This window comes from Nonomuraea sp. B12E4 (assembly GCF_039871825.1).
GTDB lineage: Bacteria > Actinomycetota > Actinomycetes > Streptosporangiales > Streptosporangiaceae > Nonomuraea.
On record NZ_JBDPME010000008.1, the window covers coordinates 80,129 to 104,845 of the forward strand.

Here is a 24,717-nt window from a genome sequence, read left to right on the forward strand (position 1 = left end):
CTCTGCCATGCGCGATGCGGGACATTGGTGTGCCAGGCGCCGATCTAGCAGGGTATAGACAGGTGCAGGCGACGCTCCGGGACCCGGACGTCGCCTGCTGCGCTTGGGGTAGTAGGGAGGCTCAACCGGTGTTCAGTCGTGTCGCCATCGTCAACCGTGGTGAGGCCGCGATGCGGCTCATCCACGCCGTAAGGGATCTTTCGGCGGAGACGGGGGCGCGGATCGAGACGGTCGCCCTCTACACCGACGCCGACCGCGACGCGACCTTCGTCCGTGCCGCGGACGTCGCCTATCCGCTCGGCCCCGCCTCGGCCCGCCCGTATCTCGACCACGCCGTCCTGGAGCGGGCGCTGCTGGAGAGCGAGGCCGACGCCGCGTGGGTCGGCTGGGGGTTCGTCGCCGAGGATCCGGCCTTCGCCGAGCTGTGCGAGAAGATCGGCGTCACCTTCGTCGGTCCGAGCGCGGAGGCGATGCGCAAGCTGGGCGACAAGATCGGCGCCAAGCTCATCGCCGAGGAGGTCGGCGTCCCGGTCGCGCCGTGGAGCCGCGGCGCGGTCTCCACCCTGGAGGAGGCGCTGCGGGCCGGCGCGGAGATCGGCTACCCGCTGATGCTCAAGGCGACAGCGGGCGGCGGCGGGCGCGGCATCCGCATGGTCGCCTCGGGTGCGGAGCTGGCCGAGGCCTACGAGCGGACCAGCCAGGAGGCGCTGCGCGCGTTCGGCTCCGGCGTGGTCTTCCTGGAGCGCCTGGTCACCGGCGCCCGGCACGTCGAGGTCCAGGTCATCGCCGACGGGCAGGGCACCGCGTGGGCGCTGGGCGTACGGGACTGCTCGGTGCAGCGGCGCAACCAGAAGATCATCGAGGAGTCCGCCTCCCCGGTCCTGTCGGCCGAGCAGACCGCCGAGCTCAAGGCGTCGGCCGAGCGGCTGGCCGTGGCCGTCGGCTACCGCGGCGCCTGCACCGTCGAGTTCCTCTACCACCCCGGGGAGAAACTGTTCGCCTTCCTGGAGGTCAACACCCGGCTGCAGGTCGAGCACCCGATCACCGAGATCACCACCGGCACCGACCTGGTCCGGCTGCAACTGCACGTGGCCGGCGACGGGAGGCTCGAAGGCGCCCAGCCGGGCGAGACCGGCCACGCCGTAGAGGCCCGGCTCAACGCCGAGGACCCCGACCGCGACTTCGCGCCCGCCCCGGGCCGCATCGCGCGCCTGGTGCTGCCCACCGGGCCCGGCATCCGCGTGGACACCGGCGTCAGCGAGGGCGACACCATCCCGGCCGACTTCGACTCGATGATCGCCAAGATCATCGCCTACGGCCGCGACCGCGAGCAGGCCCTGGGCCGGCTGCGCCGCGCGATGGCCGAGACCACGGTGATCATCGAGGGCGGCGCCACCAACAAGAGCTTCGTGCTCGACCTGCTCAACCAGCCCGAGGTCATCGACGCGAGCGCCGACACCGGCTGGATCGACCGCGTACGCGCGCAGGGCCGCCTGGTCAGCCACCGGCACTCCGCGGTCGCCCTGGCCGCCGCCGCGATCGAGGCCTACCAGGACGAGGAGGCGATCAGCCGGCAGCGGCTGCTGTCCACCGCGTACGGCGGGCGTCCCCAGGTGCAGCACAGCTCGGGCCGCCCGCTGGACCTCAAGCTCCGCGGCGTCGGCTACCGGGTGAGCGTGGCCCGGATCGGGCCCAGCCGGTTCCGCGTCGGCGTCTCCGGCGGCGGTGACGTGCACCCGGTGGATGTCGAGGTGCGGCGGTTCGACGCACACAGCGGCCAGATCGCGGTCAACGGGCGCCGGTTCCGGCTGGTGACGGCCACTCGCGGGCCGATCCACCTGGTCGAGGTGGACGGCGTGACCCACCGGATCAGCCGCGACGAGGGCGGCGTCGTCCGCTCCCCCGCGCCCGCGCTGGTGGTCGCCATCCCGGTATCGGTCGGCGACGAGGTCGAGGCGGGTGCGCCGATCCTGGTGCTGGAGAGCATGAAGATGGAGACGGTGCTGCGCGCGCCGTTCCGCGCCCGCCTGCGCGAGTGCCCGGTGTCGGTGGGCAGCCAGGTCGAGACCGGCGCGCCGCTGATGCGGCTGGAGCCGCTGCCCGACGAGGGCGCCGAGGAGGCGGAGTCGGCCGGCGAGAGCGTCGAGATCGACCTGCCCGGGGAGCCCGCGGGGACGTCCGCGGCCGAGCGCGTCGAGCGCGGCCTGCAGGACCTGCGCAGCCTGCTGCTCGGCTTCGACGCCGACCCGCACGACGGCAAGCGGGTCCTGTCGGCCTACCTGGCCGCGCGCGCCGAGCTGGACGCGCCGCCGATCGAGGGCGAGCTGGAGCTGCTCAACGTGTTCGCCGCCCTGTCCGAGCTGAGCCGCAACCAGCCGGGCGGCGAACTCGACGCCGAGCCGGGCAGCCCGGTGCACAGCCCGCGCGAATACCTGCACAGCTACCTGCAGAGCCTCGACGTCGAGCGGGCCGGCGTCACCGAGAGCTTCCAGGCCAAGCTCACCAAGGTGCTGGCCCACTACGGCATCGCCGACCTCGACCGCACGCCGGAGCTGGAGGCGGCGGTCTTCCGGATCTTCCTGGCCCAGCAGCAGATGAGCGGCGGCGTCGCGATCGTGTCGGAGGTGCTGCGCCAGTGGCTGGCCGGCGCGCCGCCGCACGAGTCGCTCGGCGAGCACGCCGGGCTCGCCCTGGAGCATCTGGTCGAGGCCACGCAGGTGCGCTTCCCCACGGTGTCCGACCTGGCCCGCGGGGTGGTGTTCCGCTGGTTCACCCAGCCGCTGCTGCGCCGCAACCGCGCCAAGGTCTACGCCGCGGTGCGCGACGACCTGCGTTACCTGGACGCCAACCCGGACGCGCCGGACCGCGCCGAGCGGATCCAGGCCATGGTGGCCAGTGCCGAGCCGCTGGTCCGGCTGGTCGGCCAGCGGATCGGCCGGCACGGCCGGGACCACGCGCCGCTGCTGGAGGTGCTGACCCGCCGCTACTACGGCAACCACGGGCTGTCCGAGGTCACCGCGCGGGAGATCGCGGGCTGCCGGTTCGTCACCGCCGAGCGCACCGGCCCCGACGGCGTCACCCGCGTGGTCGCCACCGCCGCCGACATCGCCGCCCTGCCCGACGTCGTGAGCGCCGTCGGCGCGCTCGCCGCCGACGCCGGCGAGCGCGGGCTGGTCGCCGACCTCTATGTCACGTGGGAGGACGAGCCGGACGCCGACACGATGGCGGCGCGGCTCGGCCGGCTTCTCGCCGAGCACTCCCGGCCCGCGGGCGTGCGCCGGATCACCACGACCATCGTCGGGACCAGCGGCGCCGTGATGCACCACCACTTCACCTTCCGGCCGGACGGCGCGGGTTTCGCCGAGGACCGGCTGATCCGCGGCCTGCACCCGCAGATCGCCGAGCGCCTGCAACTGCAGCGGCTGCGCGAGTTCGACCTCACCCGGCTGCCGTCCGCGGACGAGGAGATCTACCTGTTCAAGGCCGTGGCGCGGAGCAACCCGGCCGACGAGCGGCTCATCGCGATGGGCCAGGTCCGCGACCTGACACCGCTGCGCGAGGCCGACGGCAGGCTGGTCGCGCTGCCCACGGTCGAGGACGCGATCACCGCGGGTCTGGACGCGATCCGCAACATCCAGATGCAGCGCCCGCAGAACAAGCGGTACGACACCAACCGGATCATGATGTACGTCTGGCCGTCGACCGAGTTGTCCCACGACGAGCTGAACGCCCTGGTCCAGCGGGTCCTGCCGACCACGGCGGGCGCGGGGCTGGAGGAGGTCCAGTTCGTGGCCCGCCACCGCACCTCCTCCGGCGAGCTGAGCGAGGTCGCCGTGCGGATCACCCTCGACCCGGGCCACGGCGCGCAGCTTCACGTCGAGAAACCTTCGACGGAGCCGGTGCAGCCGCTGGACGACTACCGCCAGAAGGTGCTGCGCGCGGCCCGGCGCGGCAACGTCTACCCCTACGAGCTGACCGGCCTGCTCGCCGGGCCGCAGGGCCGCTTCGTCGAGCACGACCTCGACGACAATGGCGTGCTCGTGCCGGTGGACCGGCCGAAGGGCAGGAACTCCGCGGCGATCGTGGCCGGCGTCGTCGCGACGCCGACCCATCGGCACCCCGAGGGCGTCACCCGCGTGGTCCTGCTCGGCGACCCGACGAAGGCGCTGGGCGCGCTGTCGGAGCCGGAGTGCTCGCGGGTGATCGCCGCGCTCGACCTCGCCGAGCGGATGCGGGTCCCGCTGGAGTGGTTCGCGCTCTCGGCGGGCGCGAAGATCTCGATGTCCTCGGGCACCGAGAACATGGACTGGGTCGCGGCCGCGCTCAAGCGGATCGTCACGTTCACCCAGGACGGCGGCGAGATCAACATCGTGGTCTCCGGGATCAACGTCGGCGCGCAGCCGTACTGGAACGCCGAGGCGACGATGCTCATGCACACCAAGGGCATCCTGGTGATGACGCCGGACTCGGCGATGGTGCTCACCGGCAAGCAGGCGCTCGACTTCTCCGGCGGCGTGTCGGCCGAGGACAACTTCGGCATCGGCGGCTACGACCGGGTGATGGGCCCCAACGGCCAGGCGCAATACTGGGCGCCCAACCTGCCGGCCGCCCGCGACGTGCTGATGGCGCACTATGACCACACCTACGTGGTGCCCGGCGAGCAGGCGCCGCGGCAGGCCCGCACCAACGACCCGGCAGACCGGGACGTCTCGTCGTTCCCGCACGCGGTCGCGGGCAGCGACTTCACCACCGTCGGCGAGATCTTCTCGGCCGCGCACAACCCGGACCGCAAGAAGCCGTTCGACATCCGTACCGTGATGCGCGCCCTGGCCGACCAGGACCACCCGGTGCTGGAGCGGTGGGCGGGCATGGCCGACGCGGAGACGTCGGCGGTGCAGGACGCGCACATCGGCGGGTGGCCGGTCTGCCTGATCGGCATCGAGTCGCGGTCGGTGCCGCGGCGCGGCTTCCCGCCCACCGACGGTCCGGACACCTACACCGCGGGCACGCTGTTCCCGCGCTCGTCGAAGAAGACCGCGCGGGCGATCAACTCGGCCTCCGGCAACCGGCCGCTGGTGGTGCTGGCGAACCTGTCCGGGTTCGACGGCTCGCCGGAGTCGCTGCGCAAGCTGCAACTGGAGTACGGCGCGGAGATCGGCCGGGCGATCGTCAACTTCGACGGGCCGATCGTGTTCTGCGTGATCTCCCGCTACCACGGCGGCGCGTTCGTGGTCTTCTCCAAGGCGCTCAACCCGAACATGACCGTGCTGGCGCTGGAGGGCTCGTTCGCCTCGGTGCTCGGCGGCGCCCCGGCCGCGGCCGTGGTGTTCTCCGGCGAAGTGAACAACCGCACCGCGACCGACCCACGAGTGACCGAACTGCAGGCACAGGTCACGGCGGCCAGCGGCGCCGAGCGGGCGGCGCTGAACGCCCGCCTGGCCGAGGTGCAGTCCACCGTCCGGGCGGAGAAGCTCGGCGAGGTGGCCGCCGAGTTCGACCGGGTGCACAGCATCCAGCGCGCGGTCGAGGTCGGCTCCGTGGACGCGATCATCAGCGTCGCCGAGCTGCGGCCGCGCATCATCGAGGCCATCGAGCACGGCATGAAGCGGTAGCACCCTCGCGAACGGCACGAAGCCCCGTGAACGACGCCGGCCGCGGTTCGCCGCGGCCGGCGGTCGTGGTCGCCGCTAGGGCAGGGCGGGCACGGCCGGCCCGGCGTTGGTCCAGCCGGCCTGGAGCACGATCTCGGTGCTGGGCTTGTCCGTCGCCTTGCCGTTGATCGTGCTCGTCTGGCTCTCGGACAGCAGGAGCATCGTGCCGGTGTCCACGATCAGGTCGGTCCGGAGCCTGTCGGTTTCCTTCCGCACGACCTGTGGGGGGTCCTCGATCCTGAGGACCGCGCCGGCCCTGCCCATGCCGTCCTTGGCCGTCCCCCGGGACTGGACGCCCGGCATCGTCAGCAGGGCCTGGTAGGCGGCGGCACGGACCTCCTTGGGCGCAGGCAGGCGCCGGAAGAGGTCGGGCAGCGTCTGGGTGACGAAGCGGTCCAACTCGTTCTCCGGCATCCGCGAGACCCGCCCGGCCTCCATCAGCCAGGACTTCAGCGCCTTCGGATTCGCGGGGAGCCGTTGGACCTCGTCGTACGTCAGCTTCTGCCCGGCCAGCGAGAACGAGTTCCGCCCCCGTACCGGGGTGACGTGGCCGTGGCTCGGTTTGGTGGACAGATCCACGACCTGGCCGTCGGCCGTGCGGGTCCACTTGGCCGGCGAGCCGTCGCGGCGCCACGCCACCCGGTCCGCCGCGCTGCTCGGGTAGGCCCCCGGCACTCGCGACCCGACCCAGAATCTGCCGTCAGGTGTGCCCCATTCCTCGATGAGCACCTGCTCCACCAGCCAGTAGCGGTTGGCCCCCTTGCCGACCTGGCGGGGGCTGGTCTCCTTGATCAGCGTCCTCGTGTGCCAGTACGCGCCTGCCGGGGGAGCCGCGGTCACCCGTACCTCCGAGGCCTGCGCGGGGCCCGGCAGGGCCAGCAGGGCTGCGGCGCCCATCGCGGCCAGGCCGCCCCTGACCGATGCGGTCGCGAACTTCATGCTTCCTCCAGAACGTCCGAACATGGCCTCCCCCAATACGCTTGGGCGCCGCGCGAGGTTGCCCGGGATCCGCGGGCAACTGTCGGCGCGGCCGAGGCGTATTAGGGGGCGTGAAACTGGACGGACAGCAGTGAGCGGCGCGGAGCACGACTTCGGCGCGTTCGTGGCCGCGCGGGCCACGACCCTGCTGCGGGTCGCCTATCTCGCCTGCGGGGACGCGGCGGAGGCGGAGGACCTGCTGCAGACGGCGCTGGAGCGTACCTATCGGAACTGGGACCGGGTGCGGCACGACAGCCCCGAGCCCTACGTGCGCCGCGTGATCATCAACACCGCCATCAGCCGGGCCCGCAGGCGGGCGCTCCTGAGCATCATCCCGGTACGCGTCCCGCCGGAACGGGCGGCCCGCTCGGCCGACGTGGACCTGCGCCACGTGCTCATGGACGCGCTGCGCGGCCTGCCGCCCCGGCAGCGCGCCGTGGTCGTCCTGCGGTACTGGGAGGACCTCAGCGAGACGCAGACCGCGGAGGTCCTCGGCTGCACGGTCGGCACGGTGAAGAGTCAGGCATCGAAGGCGATGGCCAAGCTGCGTACGGCACTCGGCGAGACGTCCCTGGAAGGAGTGATCGGGAATGCCCATGCTTGAGGATCAGATCCGGCAGATCATGGCGGACGAGACCGCCCGGCTGCACGCCGCCCCCGACCTCGCGGAGCGGGTCATGCGGTCCTCGCGGCGCAAGACGAGGCGGGGCAGGATCGCGGCCGTCGCCGCGTCGCTGGCCGTCCTCGCGACCGGGCCCCTCTACCTGGCGACGGCCCCCGGTGCCATGCAGACGCCCGCGGTGTCCGAGACCCCCGAACCGCCTCCCATCGACGACACCCCGCCCGCGGCGTCTGACCCCCCGTCCTTCGGGGACCTGGGTGACGGGAGGGCGTTCGGGAACGTCAGGGTGGGTTACCTGCCCGACGGCCTGCAGTGGTCCCACCGGTCGGCGGACTATGGCGACGCGTACACGACCTCGTGGAACTTCGACGGCGACGAGCACGGCCCCTACTGCGTCCAGATCTACGTGTACGAGAACGACGCCGTACAGGAGCTCGACGACCAGCTACAGGTGCACCGCGACGAGGGGGAAGGCGAGGAGGTGACCATCGGCGACCGGACCGGCTACGCGGTCGTCCAAGCGGTCGGCGAGGACGGCATGAAGGGCACCCCCACGCTCTACCTGAACATGGGCGAGCGGCGGTGGGCCGCGATCATGTTCAGTCCCGTGTACGTCAAGGAATTCTCCGGCCCCGAGGCCGTGGACCGCGAACTGCGCAAGATCGCGGCAGGGCTCACCGCCGACGACTGACCGGGGCCGAAACCCCGTTCCGTCTCGCCTTCTGGTGGGCCGGAAAATGCCTCCCGTGCCGTTTTCGGGCGCAGGGTGACCTGAATGTGATGAGTTCCGACACGAGATCCGACTAAGTGTTCATTGCAGCGGTCTGACTCCTATGTCACATTCTGTATACGGTATGTCGATTCACCCGGCACCCAGGCAGAGAGGGAGAACCATGAGGCGCACAGGCCGACTTTTAGCAGCCGCCGCCTTCCTCGTCCTGCTCAACGCGAGCCCCGGAATGGGGCTCGCCCAACCTCAAACAGGCTCCGAAACTCCATTCGGCAAGCCGAACGCCGGAACTCCCAATCCCGCGGTGAACAACAAAGCGGTTCCGGCGACCCGTCCCGGCGGATACCTCGACCAGACGCGCTCGGAGGTCCTGGCCCGCAACGGCATCGCCGCCACGAGCAACCCGCTGGCCACCGCCGCGGCGGAGCGGATCCTGCTCGCCGGTGGGAACGCGGTGGACGCCGCCGTCGCCGCGTCGGCGGCGCTGGGCACCGTCGAGCCCATGAGCACGGGCCTCGGCGGCGACCTGTTCGCGATCGTCTGGTCCGCGAAGGACAAGAAGCTCTACTCCTTGGCGTCCAGCGGCTGGGCGCCCAAGGCGTGGACGGTCGACTACTTCAAGAACACCCTCGGCGTCGACGAGGTCCCCGGCAGGGGCATCAACTCCGCGGTCATCCCCGGCACCGTCTCCGGGTGGGACGCGCTCCTGAAGCGCTTCGGCAGTATGGGGTTCAAGGAGGTGCTGGAGCCGGCCGCCTCCTACGCGGAGGACGGCTTCCCCATCCACGAGGTCATGCACGGCCAGTGGAGATCGACGGTCAACACGCTCAGGGAGGACCCCGACTCGGCCAAGACGTGGCTCCCCGGCGGGCAGGCGCCCCAGCTCTACAGCGTCTTCCGCAACCCCGACCTGGCCCGCGCGCTGCGTCTGATCCAGAAGGACGGCCGGGACGCCTTCTACAAGGGCCCGATCGCCCGGGCCATCGTGGAGAAGTCCAGGACCGCCGGCGGGGTGATCGCGTCGGACGACCTCGCGCAGTACGGGTCGGAATGGGTGACCCCGCTCTCCACCGAATACCACGGCTATCAGGTGCACCAGCTACCGCCGCCCGGCCAGGGCTTCGCGGCCCTGGAGATGCTGAACATCCTCGACGTGTGCACCCCGCGGCTCGGCTTCGACCTGGCCGAGCTGGGGCCGCGTGACCCGCAGTACTGGCACCTGCTCATCGAGGCGAAGAAGCTCGCCTACTCCGACCTGCACCGCTACAACGCCGACCCCAAGTTCGACCCCGCTCCGCTCGACCGCCTGCTCTCCAAGGACTACGCGGCGACGCTGTGCGACCGGATCGACCCAGGCCGCGCGACGCCGCTGGAGGTCAACGGCCCCGACCGGGGCAGCACCGTCTACTTCGCCACGGCCGACCGCTGGGGGAACATGGTCTCCCTGGTCAACAGCGTCTACTCCACCTTCGGGTCCAAGGTCACCGTCCCCGGCTACGGGTTCGTCCTGGCCAACCGCGGGTCCGGCTTCACGCTCGACGAGGCCCACCCCAATGTGGTGGAGCCGCGCAAGCGGCCCTTCATCACCATCATCGCCAGCTTCATCACCAAGGACCGCCAGCCGGTGATGGCCTTCGGGAACATGGGCGGCGGCACCCAGCCGCAGGCCCACGCGCAGCACGTCGTCAACATGATCGATCTCGGGATGAACGTCCAGGCCACGACCGACGTCGCACGCTTCGACCACAGCCAGGAGAACGACGTCACCAGCCTGGACACGTACCTGTACGACCTCGTCGGGCCGAAACTCCAGGAGATGGGGCACCGGCTCAGCCGGGCCAACGGACACGCGGGCGGCTATCAGGGGATCCTCTTCGAACCGGACCCGCGCCTGCCCAAGCCCATCCTGCCCAAGGGCGACGGACCCCGTACCGGTGCGGCCTACGAACGCCCGGTGAACGGCGTCTACCGGGCCGGCTCCGACCCGCGCAAGGACGGCCACGCCGGAGGCTGGTAACCGCCCCTGAGGCCGGTACGACCTCGGCCTGATCGGCCCCGAAGCAGGCGCTGCCTCGGCTTCGTCGCCGGTCCTGAGGCCGGTAACCGGCACTGACCACCGGCGCGCGTCCGCGCCGGTGGTCAGGCCGTTCAGCATGGGGACGGCGCGGACGCCCGTTCAGGAGATCTTGGGGGTGGCGCGCATACTGACGTACACGCACGGAGTGCCGTTGGACAGGCGGGTGAAGACCACGGGAGTGTGGTCCTCGCCGTTGGGGCCGCCGGTGGCGGCGAACACCGTGCGGGTCGCCGAGTGCGAGACCGGCACCATGCCCGCTTCCAGCGGCGCGGAGAGGTCCTTCATGTCGTCCACGAACTCGTAACGGATGCGCACGCCACCGCCATCGCCACCGCCACCCTCGCCACCCTCGCCACCGTCACCGCCATCGCCGCCACCGTCACCGCCATCGCCGCCACCGTCACCGCCATCGCCGCCACCGTCGCCGCCGTCGCCGTCGCCGTCGCGGAATATGGTGATGGCGACGCCTTCTCGCCGGTAGGTGCCTATCAGCGGCGCCAGGTCCACCGGCGGCGGGACCGCCGGCGGGGCGAAGGGGGCCGGCATGCGGGCACCGGCCAGCTCGGCGGCCAACTCACCGACCAACTCCGTGTGGAGCCGGCCGAAGCCGCCGCCGTTGGCCAGCAGCACGAGAGCGACGCCGGCGTCCGGTAGGACCCGCAGGTAGGAGTGCTGGCTGACGGCGCTGCCGTCGTGCCCGAAGCCGAAGGTCCCGTTCCAGTCGTGCAGGGTCCAGCCGAGGCCCCAGCCGGCGGCGGAGACGGTCCACTCGTCCGGACTGTCCACCTCACGGCATTGCATGGCGGCGACCGCCCCGGCGGACAGGACGCGGGTGCCGTCGGGGGCGAGACCGCCGTCCAGGTGCATCCTGGCAAAGCGCGCGACGTCACCGGCGGAGACGATGACCCGCGCGCCCGGCGCGACCGCGCGCGGCATCAGGTCCCAGGCCGGCGCGGGGTCGGGGTCCCGGCCGGGCCCGCCCAGGTGGCCCATCGCCACGCGGAAGCGCAGCGCCTCCTCGGGCAGCGTCATGGAGTGCGTCAGCCCGAGAGGGTCGAACAGCCGCTCCTTGAGCGCCCGGTCCCAGGTCTGGCCGGTCAGCACCTCGACCACGCGGCCCAGCACGACGTAGCCGACGCCGCCGTAGGAGAACCCCGTGCCGGGTGGTACGTCCAGCGCCACACCCCGGGCGGCCTCGACGTACCTGGCCACGCAGTCGTCCCCCCGGCCGGCGTCGTGGTTGAAGTCGGTGGTCATCCCCCCGGTGTGGGACAGCAACTGCCTGAACGTGATCGTCCGGGTGGCTTCGGGATCCGGGGTGGCGAACTCCGGCAGCACGCTCACCACCGGGGCGTCCAGTTCCACCTCGCCGTCGTCGGCGAGTTGCATGACCAGGGTGGCGGTGTAGACCTTGGCCAGCGAGCCGGCCAGGAAGACCGAGTCGGTGGTGGCCGCCACCCCGGTTCCCCGGTGCAGCACACCGCTGGCCAGTTCGTGAACGGTGCCGCCGGCCAGGACGGCCAGCGACGCACCGGGGACGTGGTGGGCGGCACGCAGCTCATCGAGCCTGGCCTGCCAGTGGTCGGCGTCAAAGGACATGAGGTTCCTTCCAGGGATGCATGCGCACACCGTACGAGACTGCGCACACTGTACGCAAGTGCGCCGCATCCCACCCGGCCCCCTTCGCCGAAATGCCGGCGACAGCGAGGGGGCCGCTTAATTCCTGACGTTCACGAATATCGGCGGCTCCGCCGGCCGCCGGGGCTTCGCTTCCGGGATGAATCGGCTTATCCGGCGAACCCTCGGGTGCCGCCGCAGGCAAATGAATGAGGAATAGCTTTTCCGCGTGAGTCGGCGGATTATCGGTCCGTGAAAGACGGGCCGTGCGCGCGAGACGTCCAACCGCCCACGTCGAGCCGGAGTTTCGGTGCGACCCGAGGCCGGATTAAGGTGGCAGGACAATCGGTCCGGCCAATACTTGAAGCTTTGAACGCTGCTTGACAGCTCGGACGACAAACGAGTCTGGAGCCGAGTGGACGATCTCCGGAACGCCGGCGGTCGCGGTCGACCGGGGTTGGTTCTTACTGATCCGCGCAGATCCCATTTCCGGTGGTTGTCAGGGGGCGACAGAAGGACGCGCCGCACTTCGACAGGCTATGCCCTTTTCCCTCCAGAACTTCATGACAAAAGCCCACAAACTGGACAAACATCACAAAGCACACCCCAAGTCGCTGGGGGCGTGATTTCGGTCGCCCGAATCCTATTTATGGACAGATTATGGATTCGGTCCGCACTTATCATCGCACGTCCAGCAGGGCAAGTGGTCTCCGGGGTTGCATTGCTCAACCTCCCGCAGGTAACAGCAGCCGCAAATCGCGCCGTTGACTCCGCCCGGCAACATGGATATAAGAGTGAATGTTGTGCAACGGCTTGAGATCGCACGCTTTGTCAAGATTGTTCGTACAGCTCTCTATTTCGATGTTGTTTCGAGGTAATTGTCGAGGAGCGCCGTAACATGGCGGTTGACGACGTCTGCATTCAGCCACGAATCCCCCCAGCCACATCGTCACCCCGGCCGCGCGTGCCGCGTACGGCGCCCTCCTGCGGGGGAGGTGCTGGGCGATCAGTGGCCAGCTAGCCGCGGCGGCGCAGGATCCCCACCCTGTGGACCCGCACCCCGCTCGCACGATGTTCTGCCTGCCCTACGCCGGAGGAGGCGCCGGCGCCTACACCGGGCTCCTCCGCGAACTCACCCACCTCACCGTGGTCCCCGTCCAGCTTCCCGGCCGGGAGAGCCGCATCGCCGAACCGCCCGCCTTCACGATCGACGAGATCGCCGACGAGGTGGCACGCGCCACGGACGAGCCGTACGCCCTGTACGGGCACAGCATGGGTGCCCGGCTGGCCTTCGAGGTGGTCCGCGAGCTGCGCCGGCGCGGACTCCGCGGGCCGTCAAGGCTATATGTCGGCGGCGCGCACCCACCGGACCGCCGGGTGCCGCTGGCGGCCGCCGTGGACCTGCCCGACGACGCCTTCATCGACCAGCTCGTCCGCAGGTCGGGCGCGCTGTCCGAGCTCAAGCACATGCCGGAGCTACGGGAACTGATGATGCCGGTGTTGCGGTCGGACTTCACCTGGATCAAGAACTACGCCTTCGCCCCCGAACCCCCGATCGACACCCCCATCGTGGCCTTCACCGGCCTGGACGACGGGGAGGTCGGCGCGGCGGAGATGCTCGGCTGGGCCAGGCACACCACCGCCGGCTTCCGCCTGCGCACGCTGCGCGGCGGTCACCTGTTCGTCAAGGACCACCCGGCCGAGCTGGCCGCGCTCATCGCCGCCGACCTGGCGGCCGAACACCCCCTGCCCGAGCCGGACGAACTCCACCTCTGGCTGGGCCGGCCCGCCGACCACACGCCGATCCTGCGCCACTACACCGGCCGGGCCACGGTCGGCACGGACCACGCGAACGACGACCTGACCTTGGTGGCCGCGATCAGCACAACCCACACGAACGGTCCGATGTCGCTGGCCGCCGGTGACGAGCCCGGGATCGGGGTGGCCGTCCTGCGCGCGCTGGATGTCGCGGCGCCTGACAGCGGCCTCGCCGAGCTGAGCGGGGACGAGCGCGAGCAGATCGAGGACGCCGCCGAGGAGGACCGGGGGTGGCTGGCACTGCGTGCCGTCGCCGCGAAACGGGCGCTGATGGCCGCCGACGGCCGGGGGGCCGATCCCTCGGCGGTCAGCTTTCCCGACCTCGCCGATCCCGGACCTTGGCGTGCCCAGGACAGCGGTCCGGGGCTGGACCGGCTGGACCGGTGGCAGGTCGTACACCTGCCTCTGCACACCTCGCGGGGAGAAGCGTTGGGAGCAGTCGCTGTGCCGCACGACAGGGTGCGGCTGAGATTCGACACGCCGGCCGAACAGGCCGGGTAGCGGGGGGACGGACAGGGTGACCAAGGGGGCGCTTCTTCATGACCTCGTCCTGGCGCAGGCCGGGCGCACTCCCGACGCGACCGCCGTGTGGCAGGGAGACCGCGGCCTGACCTACCACGAGCTGGTGTCCGCCGCGGCGGCGCTGGCCCACCGGCTGCGCGGTCTCGGTGCCGGGCCCGAGGTCCGGATCGGCATCTGCCACCGCCGCACTCCTGACCTGCTGGTCTGCGTGCTCGGCGTCCTCATGTCCGGAGGCGCGTACGTGCCGCTGGACCCCTCGCATCCGCGCCGGCGGCTGAGCGGGATCATCGAGGACGCCGGGATCACCACGGTCGTCACGGACGAGACGGGCACCGACCTGCTGACCGGTCTGCCCGTCCGCCTGGAGACAGTCCGCGGGCCGGCCGCGCACGTCCCACCCACCGGCCCGTCACCCGCGAGCCCCGAAGTAGCGGGCGAACCCCCCGCGTACGTCAGCGCGGCGAACACGCCACAGGCGGACATCGTTGTGGCGGGTGAGGCGCTTGCGGGTGTCACACCGCCGGGGGCGGCGGCCTATGTGCTCTTCACGTCGGGATCGACGGGACGGCCCAAGGGGGTGGTGGTGAGCCATGCCTCGGCGGTGTCCTTCGTGACGATGGCGGGCGAGGTGTTCGGGCTGGACGCCGGGTGCCGGTCGATCGGGTTCGCCGCGCTCGGGTTCGACGTGTCGGTGCTGGACGTCTTCGCGCCGCTGGCGTGCGGCGGGTCCGTGATGCTCATCCCCGAGGAGGACCGGGTCGATCCCGCCCGGCTCCAGCGCTTCCTGGAGCGGCACCGGGTGACCTGGGGCACGATCCCGCCCGCCCTGCTCCCCCTGCTGGAGCCCGGCCGGCTGCCCTGGCTGCGCGACCTGCTCACCGCCGGCGAGCCGGCCGGGCCCGAGCAGGTGGCGCGCTGGGCGACGGGCGGGCGGCGCTTCCACAACTGGTACGGGCCCACCGAGACCACGGTGTGCGTGGTCGGCACCGAGCTGGCGGGCGCCTGGGACAGGCCGCTGCCGATCGGGCACGCGCTGCCGGGCTGCCACGCCTACATCCTCGACGACCTTCTCCGGCCCTGCCCGCCCGGCACCCCCGGGGAGCTGTGCATCGGCGGCCCGCAACTGGCGCGCGGCTACCTGGACCGGCCGGGGCTGTCGGCCGATCGGTTCGTGCCCGACCCGTACGGCGACCTGGGGACGCGCATGTACCGCACCGGGGACCAGGTCGTCCTTGAGGAAGACGGCCGCATCGGCTTCATCGGACGGCTGGACCGGCAGGTGAAGGTCCAGGGGCAGCGCGTCGAGATCGGCGAGGTCGAGGCGGTGCTGCGCGCGCATCCCGGGGTGCGGCAGGCGGTGGCGGACGTGACGACCGGTCCGGCGGGACTGAAGGAGCTGACCGCCTACCTGGCGCCGGAGGACGCGCCCGGCATCGACGACGTACGGGCCCACTGCCTGGAGAGCATGCCCGCGTACATGGTGCCCACCCGGGTGGTGCGGCTGGCCGTGCTGCCGCTGACGGTTGCGGGCAAGATCGACATGGCGGCCCTGCGCGCCCACCGCACCGCGTCCCCGGCAACCGGCGCACTGCGGGAGGCCGGACCGGGGCGGCCCACGGCGAACGAGACCGCACCCGGCGCCTTGATGAGCGAGACCGAGCGCGGGGTCGCGGTGGCGTGGGCCGAGGTGTTCGGGGATGGGGTGCCGGGGCCGGAAGACGACTTCCTGGCCTCAGGTGGGCACTCGCTGGTGGCCATGCGGCTGACCGCCCTGCTGCGCGTCGGCCTGGGCAGGGAGATCGAGGTCAGCGACGTGCTCGCGGGCCGTACCGTGGCCGGCATCGCCCGGCGGGTCGAGCTCGCCCCGCCGGTGCGGGACGAGCCGCTCGCCACGGCCCCGGCCGCGCTGTCGGCGGTGCAGCGGCGGATGTGGTTCGTGGAACGGCTGGCGCCGGGCACGCCCGCGCACAACATCGCGATGGCGCAGCGCCTGTCCGGCCCGCTGGACGTGGCCGCCCTGGGCGCCGCCCTGGCGGTGGTGGCCGAGCGGCACGAGGTGCTGCGGTGGCGCGTCCCGCAGTCGGGCGGGGTGCCGGCGGTCGCCGTGTCGCCGCCCGGCCCGGTGCCGCTGCCGGTGGAGGACGTGACCGAGCCGGAGGTGGGCGAGCGGCTGGAGGCCGAGGCCCGGCTGGCCTTCGACCTGGCGGCGGGGCCGCTGTGGCGGGCCCGGCTGCTGCGGATCGCCGACGAGGAGCACGTGCTGGCCATCACGGCGCACCACCTGGTGTTCGACGGCTGGTCGCAGCGGGTGCTCTACGACGACCTCGGACGCGCCTACCGCCGCGCGGCGCTCGCCCCGCTGCGCACGTCGTTCGGCGGGTACGTGGCCTACCTCGACGGGCGGGACAAGGAGGCGGGCCTGGAGTGGTGGCGGGACCACCTGGAGGGCGCGCCCACCGTACTCGACCTGCCCCGCGACCATCCGCGCCCGGCCGTGCAGACGTTCGAGGGTGCCCGTGCCGACGCCGAGGCTGACACCGCTGTCAGCGCCGGGGTCCGCACGCTGGCCGCGCGCCTCGGCAGCACCCCGTACGCGGTGATGCTGTCGGCGTTCGCGCAGGTGCTGCGGCGGCTCACCGGGCAGCGCGACCTGATCGTCGGGGCGCCGGTCGCCGACCGGCGCGACCCGGCCTTCCACCCGCTGACGGGGTGTCTGGTGCAGGTGCTGCCGGTACGGTTGCGGGTCGAGGACGGCGAGACCTTCGAGTCGCACGTGTCGCGCTGCCAGGAGACGCTGTCCGGCGCGCTGGCCCATCTCGACGTGCACCTGGAGCGGCTGGTCGACCGCCTCGGCCCCGGCCGCGACCTGTCCAGGAACCCGCTGGTCCAGGTCCTCTTCAACATGTACGACTTCACCGAGCCCCGCCTGGACCTGCCCGGCGTCACGGCCGTCCCGCTGCCGCCGGGGCTGCCGGGGGCCCTGTTCGACCTGACCCTGTACGTCGGGGAACGGAACGGCCGGTACGTGCTGCAGGCCGTCTACAACCCACGTCTGTTCCGTGGAGATCGCATCGAGGCTCTGCTCGGGGGCTACCTCCGGATCCTCGGCGACCTGGTCACCACCCCCGGACGCCCGGTCCACCACGCGTCCCTCCGCCCCCTCCCCGGCCAGAGCGGACCACACCACCGGACGAGCCTCCCGGACGGCAGCACCCCACTCCCCACCTGGGACGGCCCCGGCGTGCTGGAACGCATCCTCGCGCAGGGCAACCGCCATCGGGACACTCCCCAAGCGCCCAACATCGACCGGAACGTTCCCACGGCACCGCCCATCGACCGGGACGCTCCCGCACGACCCGACGGCGCTCGCGAACCTCTCGCACGAGCTGGCGGCGATCGGGTGGCGGTTGCCGGTGAGGGTGGTGAGCTGACCTACGCCGAGCTGGTCCGTCTCATGACGGCGATCGGCGAGGCCGTGTCCGCGACGGTACGACCGGGCGACACGGTGGCGATCCTGGCCGCGCGCACGCGCGAGCTGCCCGCCCTCATGCTCGGCGTCCTGGGGGCCGGCGCCCGCTGGGCCATGCTGGATTCCGCCCTCCCGCCCGCCCGCCTGGCGGTCCAGGCCCGCTCCGCCGGGGCCCGCGCCCTCATCGCCTGCCCCGGCGTGCCCATACCACCCGAGCTGGACTGGCTCCCCGAGCCGGCCCACCGTCCCGGACCCACCGAGCACCCCGAACCGGCCGGACTCACCAAACCGGGTGGGCTCACCGAAGTGCGGTTCCCGGTGTCGTTCGAGCGGCGGGGTTACCTGTCGTTCACCTCCGGCACCACCGGTGAGCCCAAGCCGGTGCGGGCCGCCGAGCGTCCGCTGGCCCGCTTCCTCGCCTGGTACGCCACCGAGTACGACCTCACCGCCGACGACCGGTTCGCGTTGCTGGCCGGGCTGGCGCACGACCCGCTGTTGCGGGACGCCTGCACGCCGCTGACCCTGGGGGCGACCCTGCACGTGCCGGGCCAGGACCGGGTACGCGACCCGGCCCGGCTGGCGGCCTGGCTGCGCGAGCGGGCCATCACGGTCGCGCACCTGACCCCCCAGCTCGCCACGCTGATCGCCGCGGCCGGGGTGGAGCTGCCCGACCTGCGGCTGGTGCTGTTCGGCGGGGACCGGCTGACCTACGCGGAGGTGGCCAGGTTCGCGGCGGTGGCACCGAAGGCCCGCCTGGTCAACACCTACGGCACCACCGAGACCCCCCAGGTCCAGGCCCTGTACGAGATCACCGGCCCGGTGGCGGCCGCCGGCGACCCGGTGCCGGTCGGCCGCGGCGTGGACGGGGCGGAGCTGCTCGTCCTGGACGCCGCCGGCGCCCCCGCCGGAGTCGGCGAGCTGGGCGAGGTGGTGGTCAGGAGCCGCCGCCTGGCGGAGGCGTACCTGGACGACGAGCTCACCCGGCTGCGTTTCACCCGCGAGCCGGACGGCGAGACGGCCCGCTACCGTACCGGCGACCTCGGCCGCCACGACCCCGAGGGCCGGGTGGTGCCGGCCGGGCGGGCGGACGGGCAGGTGAAGATCCGGGGCTACCGGGTCGAGCTCGGCGAGATCGAGGCGGCGCTGGCCGCGCACCCGGGCGTCCGGGCCGCCGCCGCGAAGGTGGCCGAGCAGCCCGGAGGCCGGGTGCTGCACGCGTACGCGGTGCCGGAGAGCGCCGCCGTCCAGGCCGGGGAGCTGCGCCGCCACCTCGCGGCGAGCCTGCCCGACCACGCGGTCCCCACGGAGCTCGTGCTCCTGCCGGCGTTGCCGCTGACGCCGAACGGCAAGGTGGACCGGGCCGCGCTGCCGGCCCCGCCCCCGCGCGCCGCCGCCGGGCCCGGCCAGGAGCCCGCCACCCCGACCGAACGCCTCGTCGCCGGCATCTGGCGGGAGGTCCTCGGCCTGCCGCGGGTCTCCGCCGACGCGAACTTCTTCGAGATCGGCGGGCACTCGCTCGCCACCGCTCAGGTCCAGGCCCGCCTCGCCGCCTCGCTGGGACGCGAGGTGCCGATCGTGGACCTGTTCCGCTTCCCCACCGTACGGACGCTGGCCGCGCACCTCGACGGCGAGCGGCGCACGGCGGGATCGGAGCGCGCCGCCCGGCGGGTCGCGGCGCGCCGGGCACGACCCTCAACTCGGCCCCACCGGGCCAGACGGGAGAGTAACGAATGACCGCTGCGCTGAACCACGACGAAGACGGGCCCGGGGTCGAGCCGATCGCGGTCGTCGGCCTGGCCTGCCGTCTCCCGGGTGCCGGGGACGTGTCCGCCTACTGGCGCAACCTGGTCGGGGGCGTCGAGTCGGTGCGCTTCTACACGCGCGCGGAGCAGGAGGCGCTCGGCGTGCCCGACTACCTGCTCGACGATCCGACGTGGGTCCCGGCGTGCTCGATCGCGGCCGGCTACGGCGCGCTCGACGCCGCCTTCTTCGGCATGTCGCCGCGCGAGGCGGAGTTGCGCGACCCGCAGCAGCGGATGTTCCTGGAGCTGGCCAGCACCGCGCTGGACGACGCGGGGTACGACCCGGCCCGGTACGCCGGGGAGATCGGCGTGTACGGGGCCATCGGGTCGGACGAGTACCAATGGCTTTATATCCGGCCGAACAAGAAGGTGTTCTCCTCCGTCGGGAACCTCGCCGTCTACACCGGCAACCACCCCGACTACCTGGCCACGATGGTGTCGTACCGGCTCGACCTGCGCGGCCCCAGCCTGACCCTGCACACCGCCTGCTCCTCCTCGCTGGTCGCGCTGCACGTGGCGTGCGAGGCGCTGCGCACCGGCGAGTGCGACATGGCCCTCGCCGGCGGCGCCTCCCTGGAGCTGCCCGCCGAGTGGGGATACCAGTTCCACCAGGACGGCATCTACGCCCCCGACGGGCACTGCCGCGCGTTCGACGCCGCCGCGGCCGGCACGATCTGGGGCGGGGGCGGCGGCATGGCCGTGCTGAAGCGGCTGTCCGACGCCGTCGCCGACGGCGACCACATCCGCGCCGTGGTGATCGGCAACGCGATCAACAACGACGGCGCCACCAAGGTCGGCTTCTCCGCGCCGAGCGCCGAGGGCCAGGCGGCGGCGGTCTCCCAGGCGCTGGGCGTCGCCCAGATCGACCCGCGTACCATCACCTACGTCGAGGCGCACGGCACCGGGACCGCGCTGGGCGATCCGATCGAGGTGGCGGCCCTGTCCAGCGCGATCGGCGCGGGCACCGACGAGGCGGGCTGGTGCGGCATCGGCTCGGTCAAGACCAACATCGGCCACCTCGGCCCCGCCGCCGGCATCGCGGGCTTCATCAAGACCGTGCTCGCGCTGGAGCACGGCATGATCCCGCCGAGCCTCAACTTCGAGTCGCCGAACCCGCGCATCGACTTCGGCACCAACCCCTTCCGGGTCGTCTCGACGCTGACCAAGTGGGAGACGAACGGATTCCCGCGCCGGGCGGGCGTCAGCTCCTTCGGCATCGGCGGCACCAACGCGCACGTGGTCGTCGAGCAGGCGCCGCCCGCGCCGCTGCCCACCGCCCAGCCGCGCCCCGCCCACCTGCTGCTGCTGTCGGCCCGCACGCCGGCGGCGCTGGACGCCGCCGTGGCCGGGCTGGCCGGCCACCTCAAGGACCGGGAGACCGATCTGGCCGACGTGGCGTACACACTGCGGGCGGGCCGGCGCCGGTACGCGCACCGCGCCGCCGTGGTGGCCGCCGACCCCGCCGACGCGGTCACGGCGCTGACCACCCCGCGCCGGGTGGTCAAGGGCAGGGCGGGCACGCCCAAGGTGGCCTGGCTGTTCTCCGGACAGGGCGCGCAGTACGCGGGGATGGGCGCCGGGCTCTACCGTACGGAGCCGGTCTTCGCCGCCGCCGTCGACGAGTGCGCCGCGATCCTGCGCGAGGAGCTCGGCCTGGACCCGCGTACCCTGCTCTTCCCCGCCGAGGACGAGCGGGAGGCCGCCGACGACCGGCTGCGGCAGACGGCGCTCACCCAGCCCGCGCTGTTCACCGTGGAGTGGGCGCTGGCCGGCCTGTGGCGCTCGTGGGGCGTGGAGCCGGCCGCGATGATCGGGCACAGCATCGGCGAGTACGTGGCCGCGACCGTCGCCGGCGTCTTCTCGCTGCCCGACGCGCTACGCCTGGTGGCGGCCCGGGGCCGGCTCATGCAGAGCATGCCGCCCGGCGCGATGCTCGCCGTGCGCCGGGACCACGAGGAGGTGCGCCGGGACCTGCCGGAGGGCCTGTCGATCGCCACCGTCAACGGCCCCGGCACGTGCGTCGTCGCCGGCCCCGGCGAGCTGGTCGCAGCCTACGCGGCCCGGCTCGACGGGAGCGGCGTCCAGCACACCGCGCTGCGCACCTCGCACGCCTTCCACTCGGCGATGATGGACCCGATCCTGGGCGACTTCCACGAGGCCGTCGCCGCCGCGGCCCGGCACGCGCCCAGCCTGCCCTTCCTGTCCAACGTCACCGGCACCTGGATCACCGCCGAGCAGGCCACCGACCCCGCCTACTGGACGCGCCACCTGCGCGAGGCGGTCCGGTTCGGCGACTGCGTGGCGACGCTGGCCGCCGAGGGCGAGTGGCGGCTGGTGGAGTGCGGCCCCGGCCGCCAGCTCGCGGGCCTGGCCAGGACCCAGCTTCCCCGGACCGCCCCGCGGCCGCTGGCCAGCCTGCCCGGCCCCGCCGACGCCACGCCCGACCTGGAGGTCCTCTACGCGGCGGCCGGCGCCCTGTGGACGGCGGGCGTCCCACTGGACACCGACGCCCTGGCCCAGCCGGCCCGCCGCGTCCCGCTGCCGGCCTACCCGTACGAGCGCGCCGACCACTGGGTACGCACCGCGTTCGACCCGGAGCTGGTCTTCACCCGGCCGCCGCGCGCGGGGGCGCTGCCGCTGGAGGAGTGGTTCTCGGTGCCCGCCTGGCGCCAGGCGCCCGTCACCCCGGGCGGGACCGCCGCGCTCGCCGGCCTCCGCTGCCTGGTGTTCGCGGGGCCCGCCGCCGAGCCGCTGCTGGCCGGGCTGCGCGCGGCCGGCGCCGAGGCCGTCCGGGTGGTCCCGGGCAGCGCGTACGGCACCTCCCCCGACGGCACGATCACCGTCCGCCCGGCCGAACGCGACGACTACGAGGCGCTGCTCGCCGGGACCGGGGTGCCGGGCCGGATCATCCACGCCTGGGCGCTCGACGGCGACCCCGCGACCACGGCCGAACGGGCCACCGCCGCCCAGGACCTCGGCTTCCACAGCCTGCTGGCCCTGGCGCAGGCGCTGGCCGGCGCCGAGCGCGAGGCGGGGGTCCAGCTCGACGTCCTGACCGCGGGCACGCAGGGCGTCACCGGCCAGGACGTCCACCGGCCCGAGCACGCCACCGTCGCCGGCATCACGGGCGTCGTCCCGCTGGAGGCCCGCTGGCTGACGGCGCGCCACCTCGACCTGGAGCCGGGACCGTACGACGTGGCGAAGGTGCTGGCCGAGCTGGCCGCCGAGCCCGGCGAGCCGGCCGAGGGCGTGCCGCCGTCCCCCGTCGCGCTGCGCGCCGGCCGCCGCTGGCTGCGCGGCTTCGAGCCGGTGCCGCTGCCGCCGCAGGACGACCCGCTGCGCCGGCACGGCGTGTACGTGATCACCGGCGGGCTCGGCGGCATCGGCCTCACCCTGGCAGAGGACCTGGCCCGGCGCGCCCAGGCCAGGCTGGTCCTGCTCGGCCGCTCCGGACTGCCGCCCCGGGCCGAATGGGACGCGCTCGACGGGGCGCCGGAGCGGGTGCGGCGGGCCGTCGCCGCCGTCCGCCGCATGGAACGGGCGGGCGCCGAGGTGCTCGTGCTCGCCGCCGACGTGACCGACCCCGGATCGCTGCGCCAGGTCAGGGACGAGGTGCTCGGCAGGTTCGGCCGCATCGACGGCGTCGTGCACGCGGCCGGCGTCCCCGGCGGGGGCATGGCCGAGGTCAAGGAGCGCCGGGCCGCCGACGACGTCATGGCCCCCAAGATCGCCGGCACCCTGGCGCTGCGCGAGGTGTTCGGCGACCTGCCGCTCGACTTCGTGCTGCTCTGCTCGTCGGTGACCGCCGTCGCGGGCGGGTTCGGGCAGGTCGACTACTGCGCGGCCAACAACTTCATGGACGCGTACGCGCACGTCTGGCCCGGCCGGGTCCTGTCGGTGAACTGGGGAGCCTGGCTGGAGGTCGGCATGGCCGCCGAGGTCGCCGCCCCGGTGGCGTTCCGCGCCCTGCAGCGCGGGGACCGGGTGACCCGGCTGGACCACCCCGTGCTCAGCCACCGGCACGAGAGCGCCGGCCGCCACCCCTGGTACGCCGCCACCCTGTCGCCCGAGACGCACTGGGTCCTGGGCGAGCACCGGGTGGCCGGGGTGCCGGTGATGCCCGGCACCGGCTACCTGGAGACCGCCCGCGCCGCGTTCGAGGCGGCCGTGCCGCGCCCCGGGCCCGGGCACGCGATCGAGCTGCGCGACGTCGCCTTCGTCGCGCCGCTGCCGGTCACCGAGGGGTCCGCCGCCGAGTTGCGGGTGCTGCTCACCCCCACCGGCGACGGCATGGACTTCGAAGTGGTCAGCGTCACCGGCGGCGACCAGGCCCAGCATGCCAGGGGTTCGGCGGCCTGGGTCGCCGCCGGCGAGCCCGCCGGGGACGGCCTGCCTGCCCTCGCCGAGGCGCGGGCCCGCTGCACCCACGGCACCGGCGAGGCGAATCCGTTCGCGTCGGCGTCCGGGCTGGTCACGTTCGGGCCGCGGTGGAGCAGCCTGCGTGACGTGCGGCTCGGCCAGAACGAGCAGCTCGCCCACCTGGTCGCCGGCCCCGAGGTCGCCGCCGAGCTGGCCGCGCTGCCGCTGCACCCGGCGCTGCTGGACGAGGCGACCGCGTTCATCGCCGTCTCCGGCGAGCACAGCTACCTGCCGCTCGGCTACGGCCGCCTCACCGTGCACGCCCCCCTCCCGGCCACGCTGTGGAGCCACGCCCGGATCCGCGACACCGGCGGCGGCGAGGTGCTCGCCGCCGACCTCACCCTGTACGACGACGCCGGCGAGCCGATGGTGAGCATCTCCGACTTCGTGCTCAGGCGCATCGACCGGCAGTCGATGACCCGCACCGTCGGCGAGAGGGCCAGGCACGGGGCCGAGGACGTGACGGTGAAGGAGGAGTCCGCGACCGCGGGCGTCGCCCTCGACCTCGACGGGGCCAGGCGCGGCATCCCGCCCGCGGACGGCGCCGAGGCCTTCCGCCGCCTGCTCGCCACGGACCTGGGCGCCCAGGTCGTGGCCAACGCCACCGCGCTGCCCGAGTTCGTGGCCGGCGTACGCGAGCTGACCCAGGACACCGTGGCCGACGAGCTGGCCTCCGCCTCCGCCGCCGGCGGGGCCGAGGCGGCCTCCGACGACCACGTCGCCCCCCGCAATGACCTGGAGGGCCTGCTCGCCGGGCTGTGGGGCGAGGTGCTCGGCGCCCGCCGCGTCAGCGTCGAGCAGGACTTCTTCGAGCTGGGCGGCAACTCGCTGGTGGCGGTCCAGCTCATCGCCCTCATCAGGAAGAAGGTCGGCGTCCGGCTGCCCATGCGCAGCCTCTTCCAGGTGCCCACCGTGGCCGGCATGGCCGCGCTGGTGGAGGAGCTGCGCGGCCAGGACGCCCAGAAACCGGCAACGACGATCACCCGGCTCCCCCGAGAGGAAAGGCGCTGAC

The 24,717-nt window shown here is 73.1% G+C and carries 9 protein-coding genes; 7 read left to right on the forward strand and 2 right to left on the reverse strand.

Translation table 11 applies throughout. The features are described 5' to 3' along the window. Nucleotides 1-128 precede the first annotated feature (128 nt). Nucleotides 129-5,612, forward strand: a complete 5,484-nt coding sequence (locus tag ABGB18_RS19920; protein WP_347697032.1) for a biotin carboxylase N-terminal domain-containing protein — start codon at nucleotides 129-131, stop codon at nucleotides 5,610-5,612. 75 nt (nucleotides 5,613-5,687) lie between these two features. On the opposite strand, the gene ABGB18_RS19925 is transcribed toward ABGB18_RS19920, so the two are convergent. Further along, complete coding sequence (locus ABGB18_RS19925; protein WP_347697033.1) at nucleotides 5,688-6,590, reverse strand: hypothetical protein; 903 nt, start codon at nucleotides 6,588-6,590, stop codon at nucleotides 5,688-5,690. Between the two features lie 130 nt (nucleotides 6,591-6,720). Here ABGB18_RS19925 and ABGB18_RS19930 point away from each other — a divergent pair, with 130 nt between their 5' ends. The 3 genes from ABGB18_RS19930 to ggt all read left to right on the forward strand — a co-directional run bounded on the left by ABGB18_RS19930 (nucleotide 6,721) and on the right by ggt (nucleotide 9,998). After that, nucleotides 6,721-7,233 (forward strand): SigE family RNA polymerase sigma factor, encoded by a 513-nt coding sequence (locus tag ABGB18_RS19930; RefSeq protein ID WP_347697034.1) that lies wholly within the window; start codon nucleotides 6,721-6,723, stop codon nucleotides 7,231-7,233. After that, complete coding sequence (locus ABGB18_RS19935) at nucleotides 7,220-7,942, forward strand: hypothetical protein (RefSeq protein WP_347697035.1); 723 nt, start codon at nucleotides 7,220-7,222, stop codon at nucleotides 7,940-7,942. The genes ABGB18_RS19930 and ABGB18_RS19935 overlap by 14 nt, the downstream gene beginning before the upstream one ends. Before the next feature lie 343 nt (nucleotides 7,943-8,285). Continuing rightward, nucleotides 8,286-9,998: a gamma-glutamyltransferase gene (gene ggt, locus ABGB18_RS19940; protein ID WP_347697036.1), complete on the forward strand. Its 1,713-nt coding sequence runs from the start codon at nucleotides 8,286-8,288 to the stop codon at nucleotides 9,996-9,998. Nucleotides 9,999-10,157: 159 nt separating this feature from the next. Here the strand turns inward: ggt and ABGB18_RS19945 are convergent, their stop codons facing one another. Continuing rightward, the gene (locus tag ABGB18_RS19945; protein WP_347697037.1) at nucleotides 10,158-11,657 is read right to left on the reverse strand and encodes a serine hydrolase domain-containing protein; all 1,500 of its coding nucleotides are present in this window, start codon (nucleotides 11,655-11,657) and stop codon (nucleotides 10,158-10,160) included. Between the two features lie 1,065 nt (nucleotides 11,658-12,722). Here ABGB18_RS19945 and ABGB18_RS19950 point away from each other — a divergent pair. The 3 genes from ABGB18_RS19950 to ABGB18_RS19960 are packed head-to-tail and all read left to right on the forward strand — an operon-like array spanning nucleotide 12,723 to nucleotide 24,716. After that, on the forward strand, nucleotides 12,723-13,994 hold the full coding sequence (locus tag ABGB18_RS19950; RefSeq protein WP_347697038.1) for a thioesterase domain-containing protein: 1,272 nt from the start codon (nucleotides 12,723-12,725) through the stop codon (nucleotides 13,992-13,994). 16 nt (nucleotides 13,995-14,010) lie between these two features. Beyond that, on the forward strand, nucleotides 14,011-19,218 hold the full coding sequence (locus ABGB18_RS19955) for an amino acid adenylation domain-containing protein (RefSeq protein WP_347697039.1): 5,208 nt from the start codon (nucleotides 14,011-14,013) through the stop codon (nucleotides 19,216-19,218). After that, nucleotides 19,215-24,716: an SDR family NAD(P)-dependent oxidoreductase gene (locus ABGB18_RS19960; protein WP_347697040.1), complete on the forward strand. Its 5,502-nt coding sequence runs from the start codon at nucleotides 19,215-19,217 to the stop codon at nucleotides 24,714-24,716. Before ABGB18_RS19955 ends, ABGB18_RS19960 begins: the two co-directional genes overlap by 4 nt. Nucleotide 24,717 lies beyond the last annotated feature (1 nt).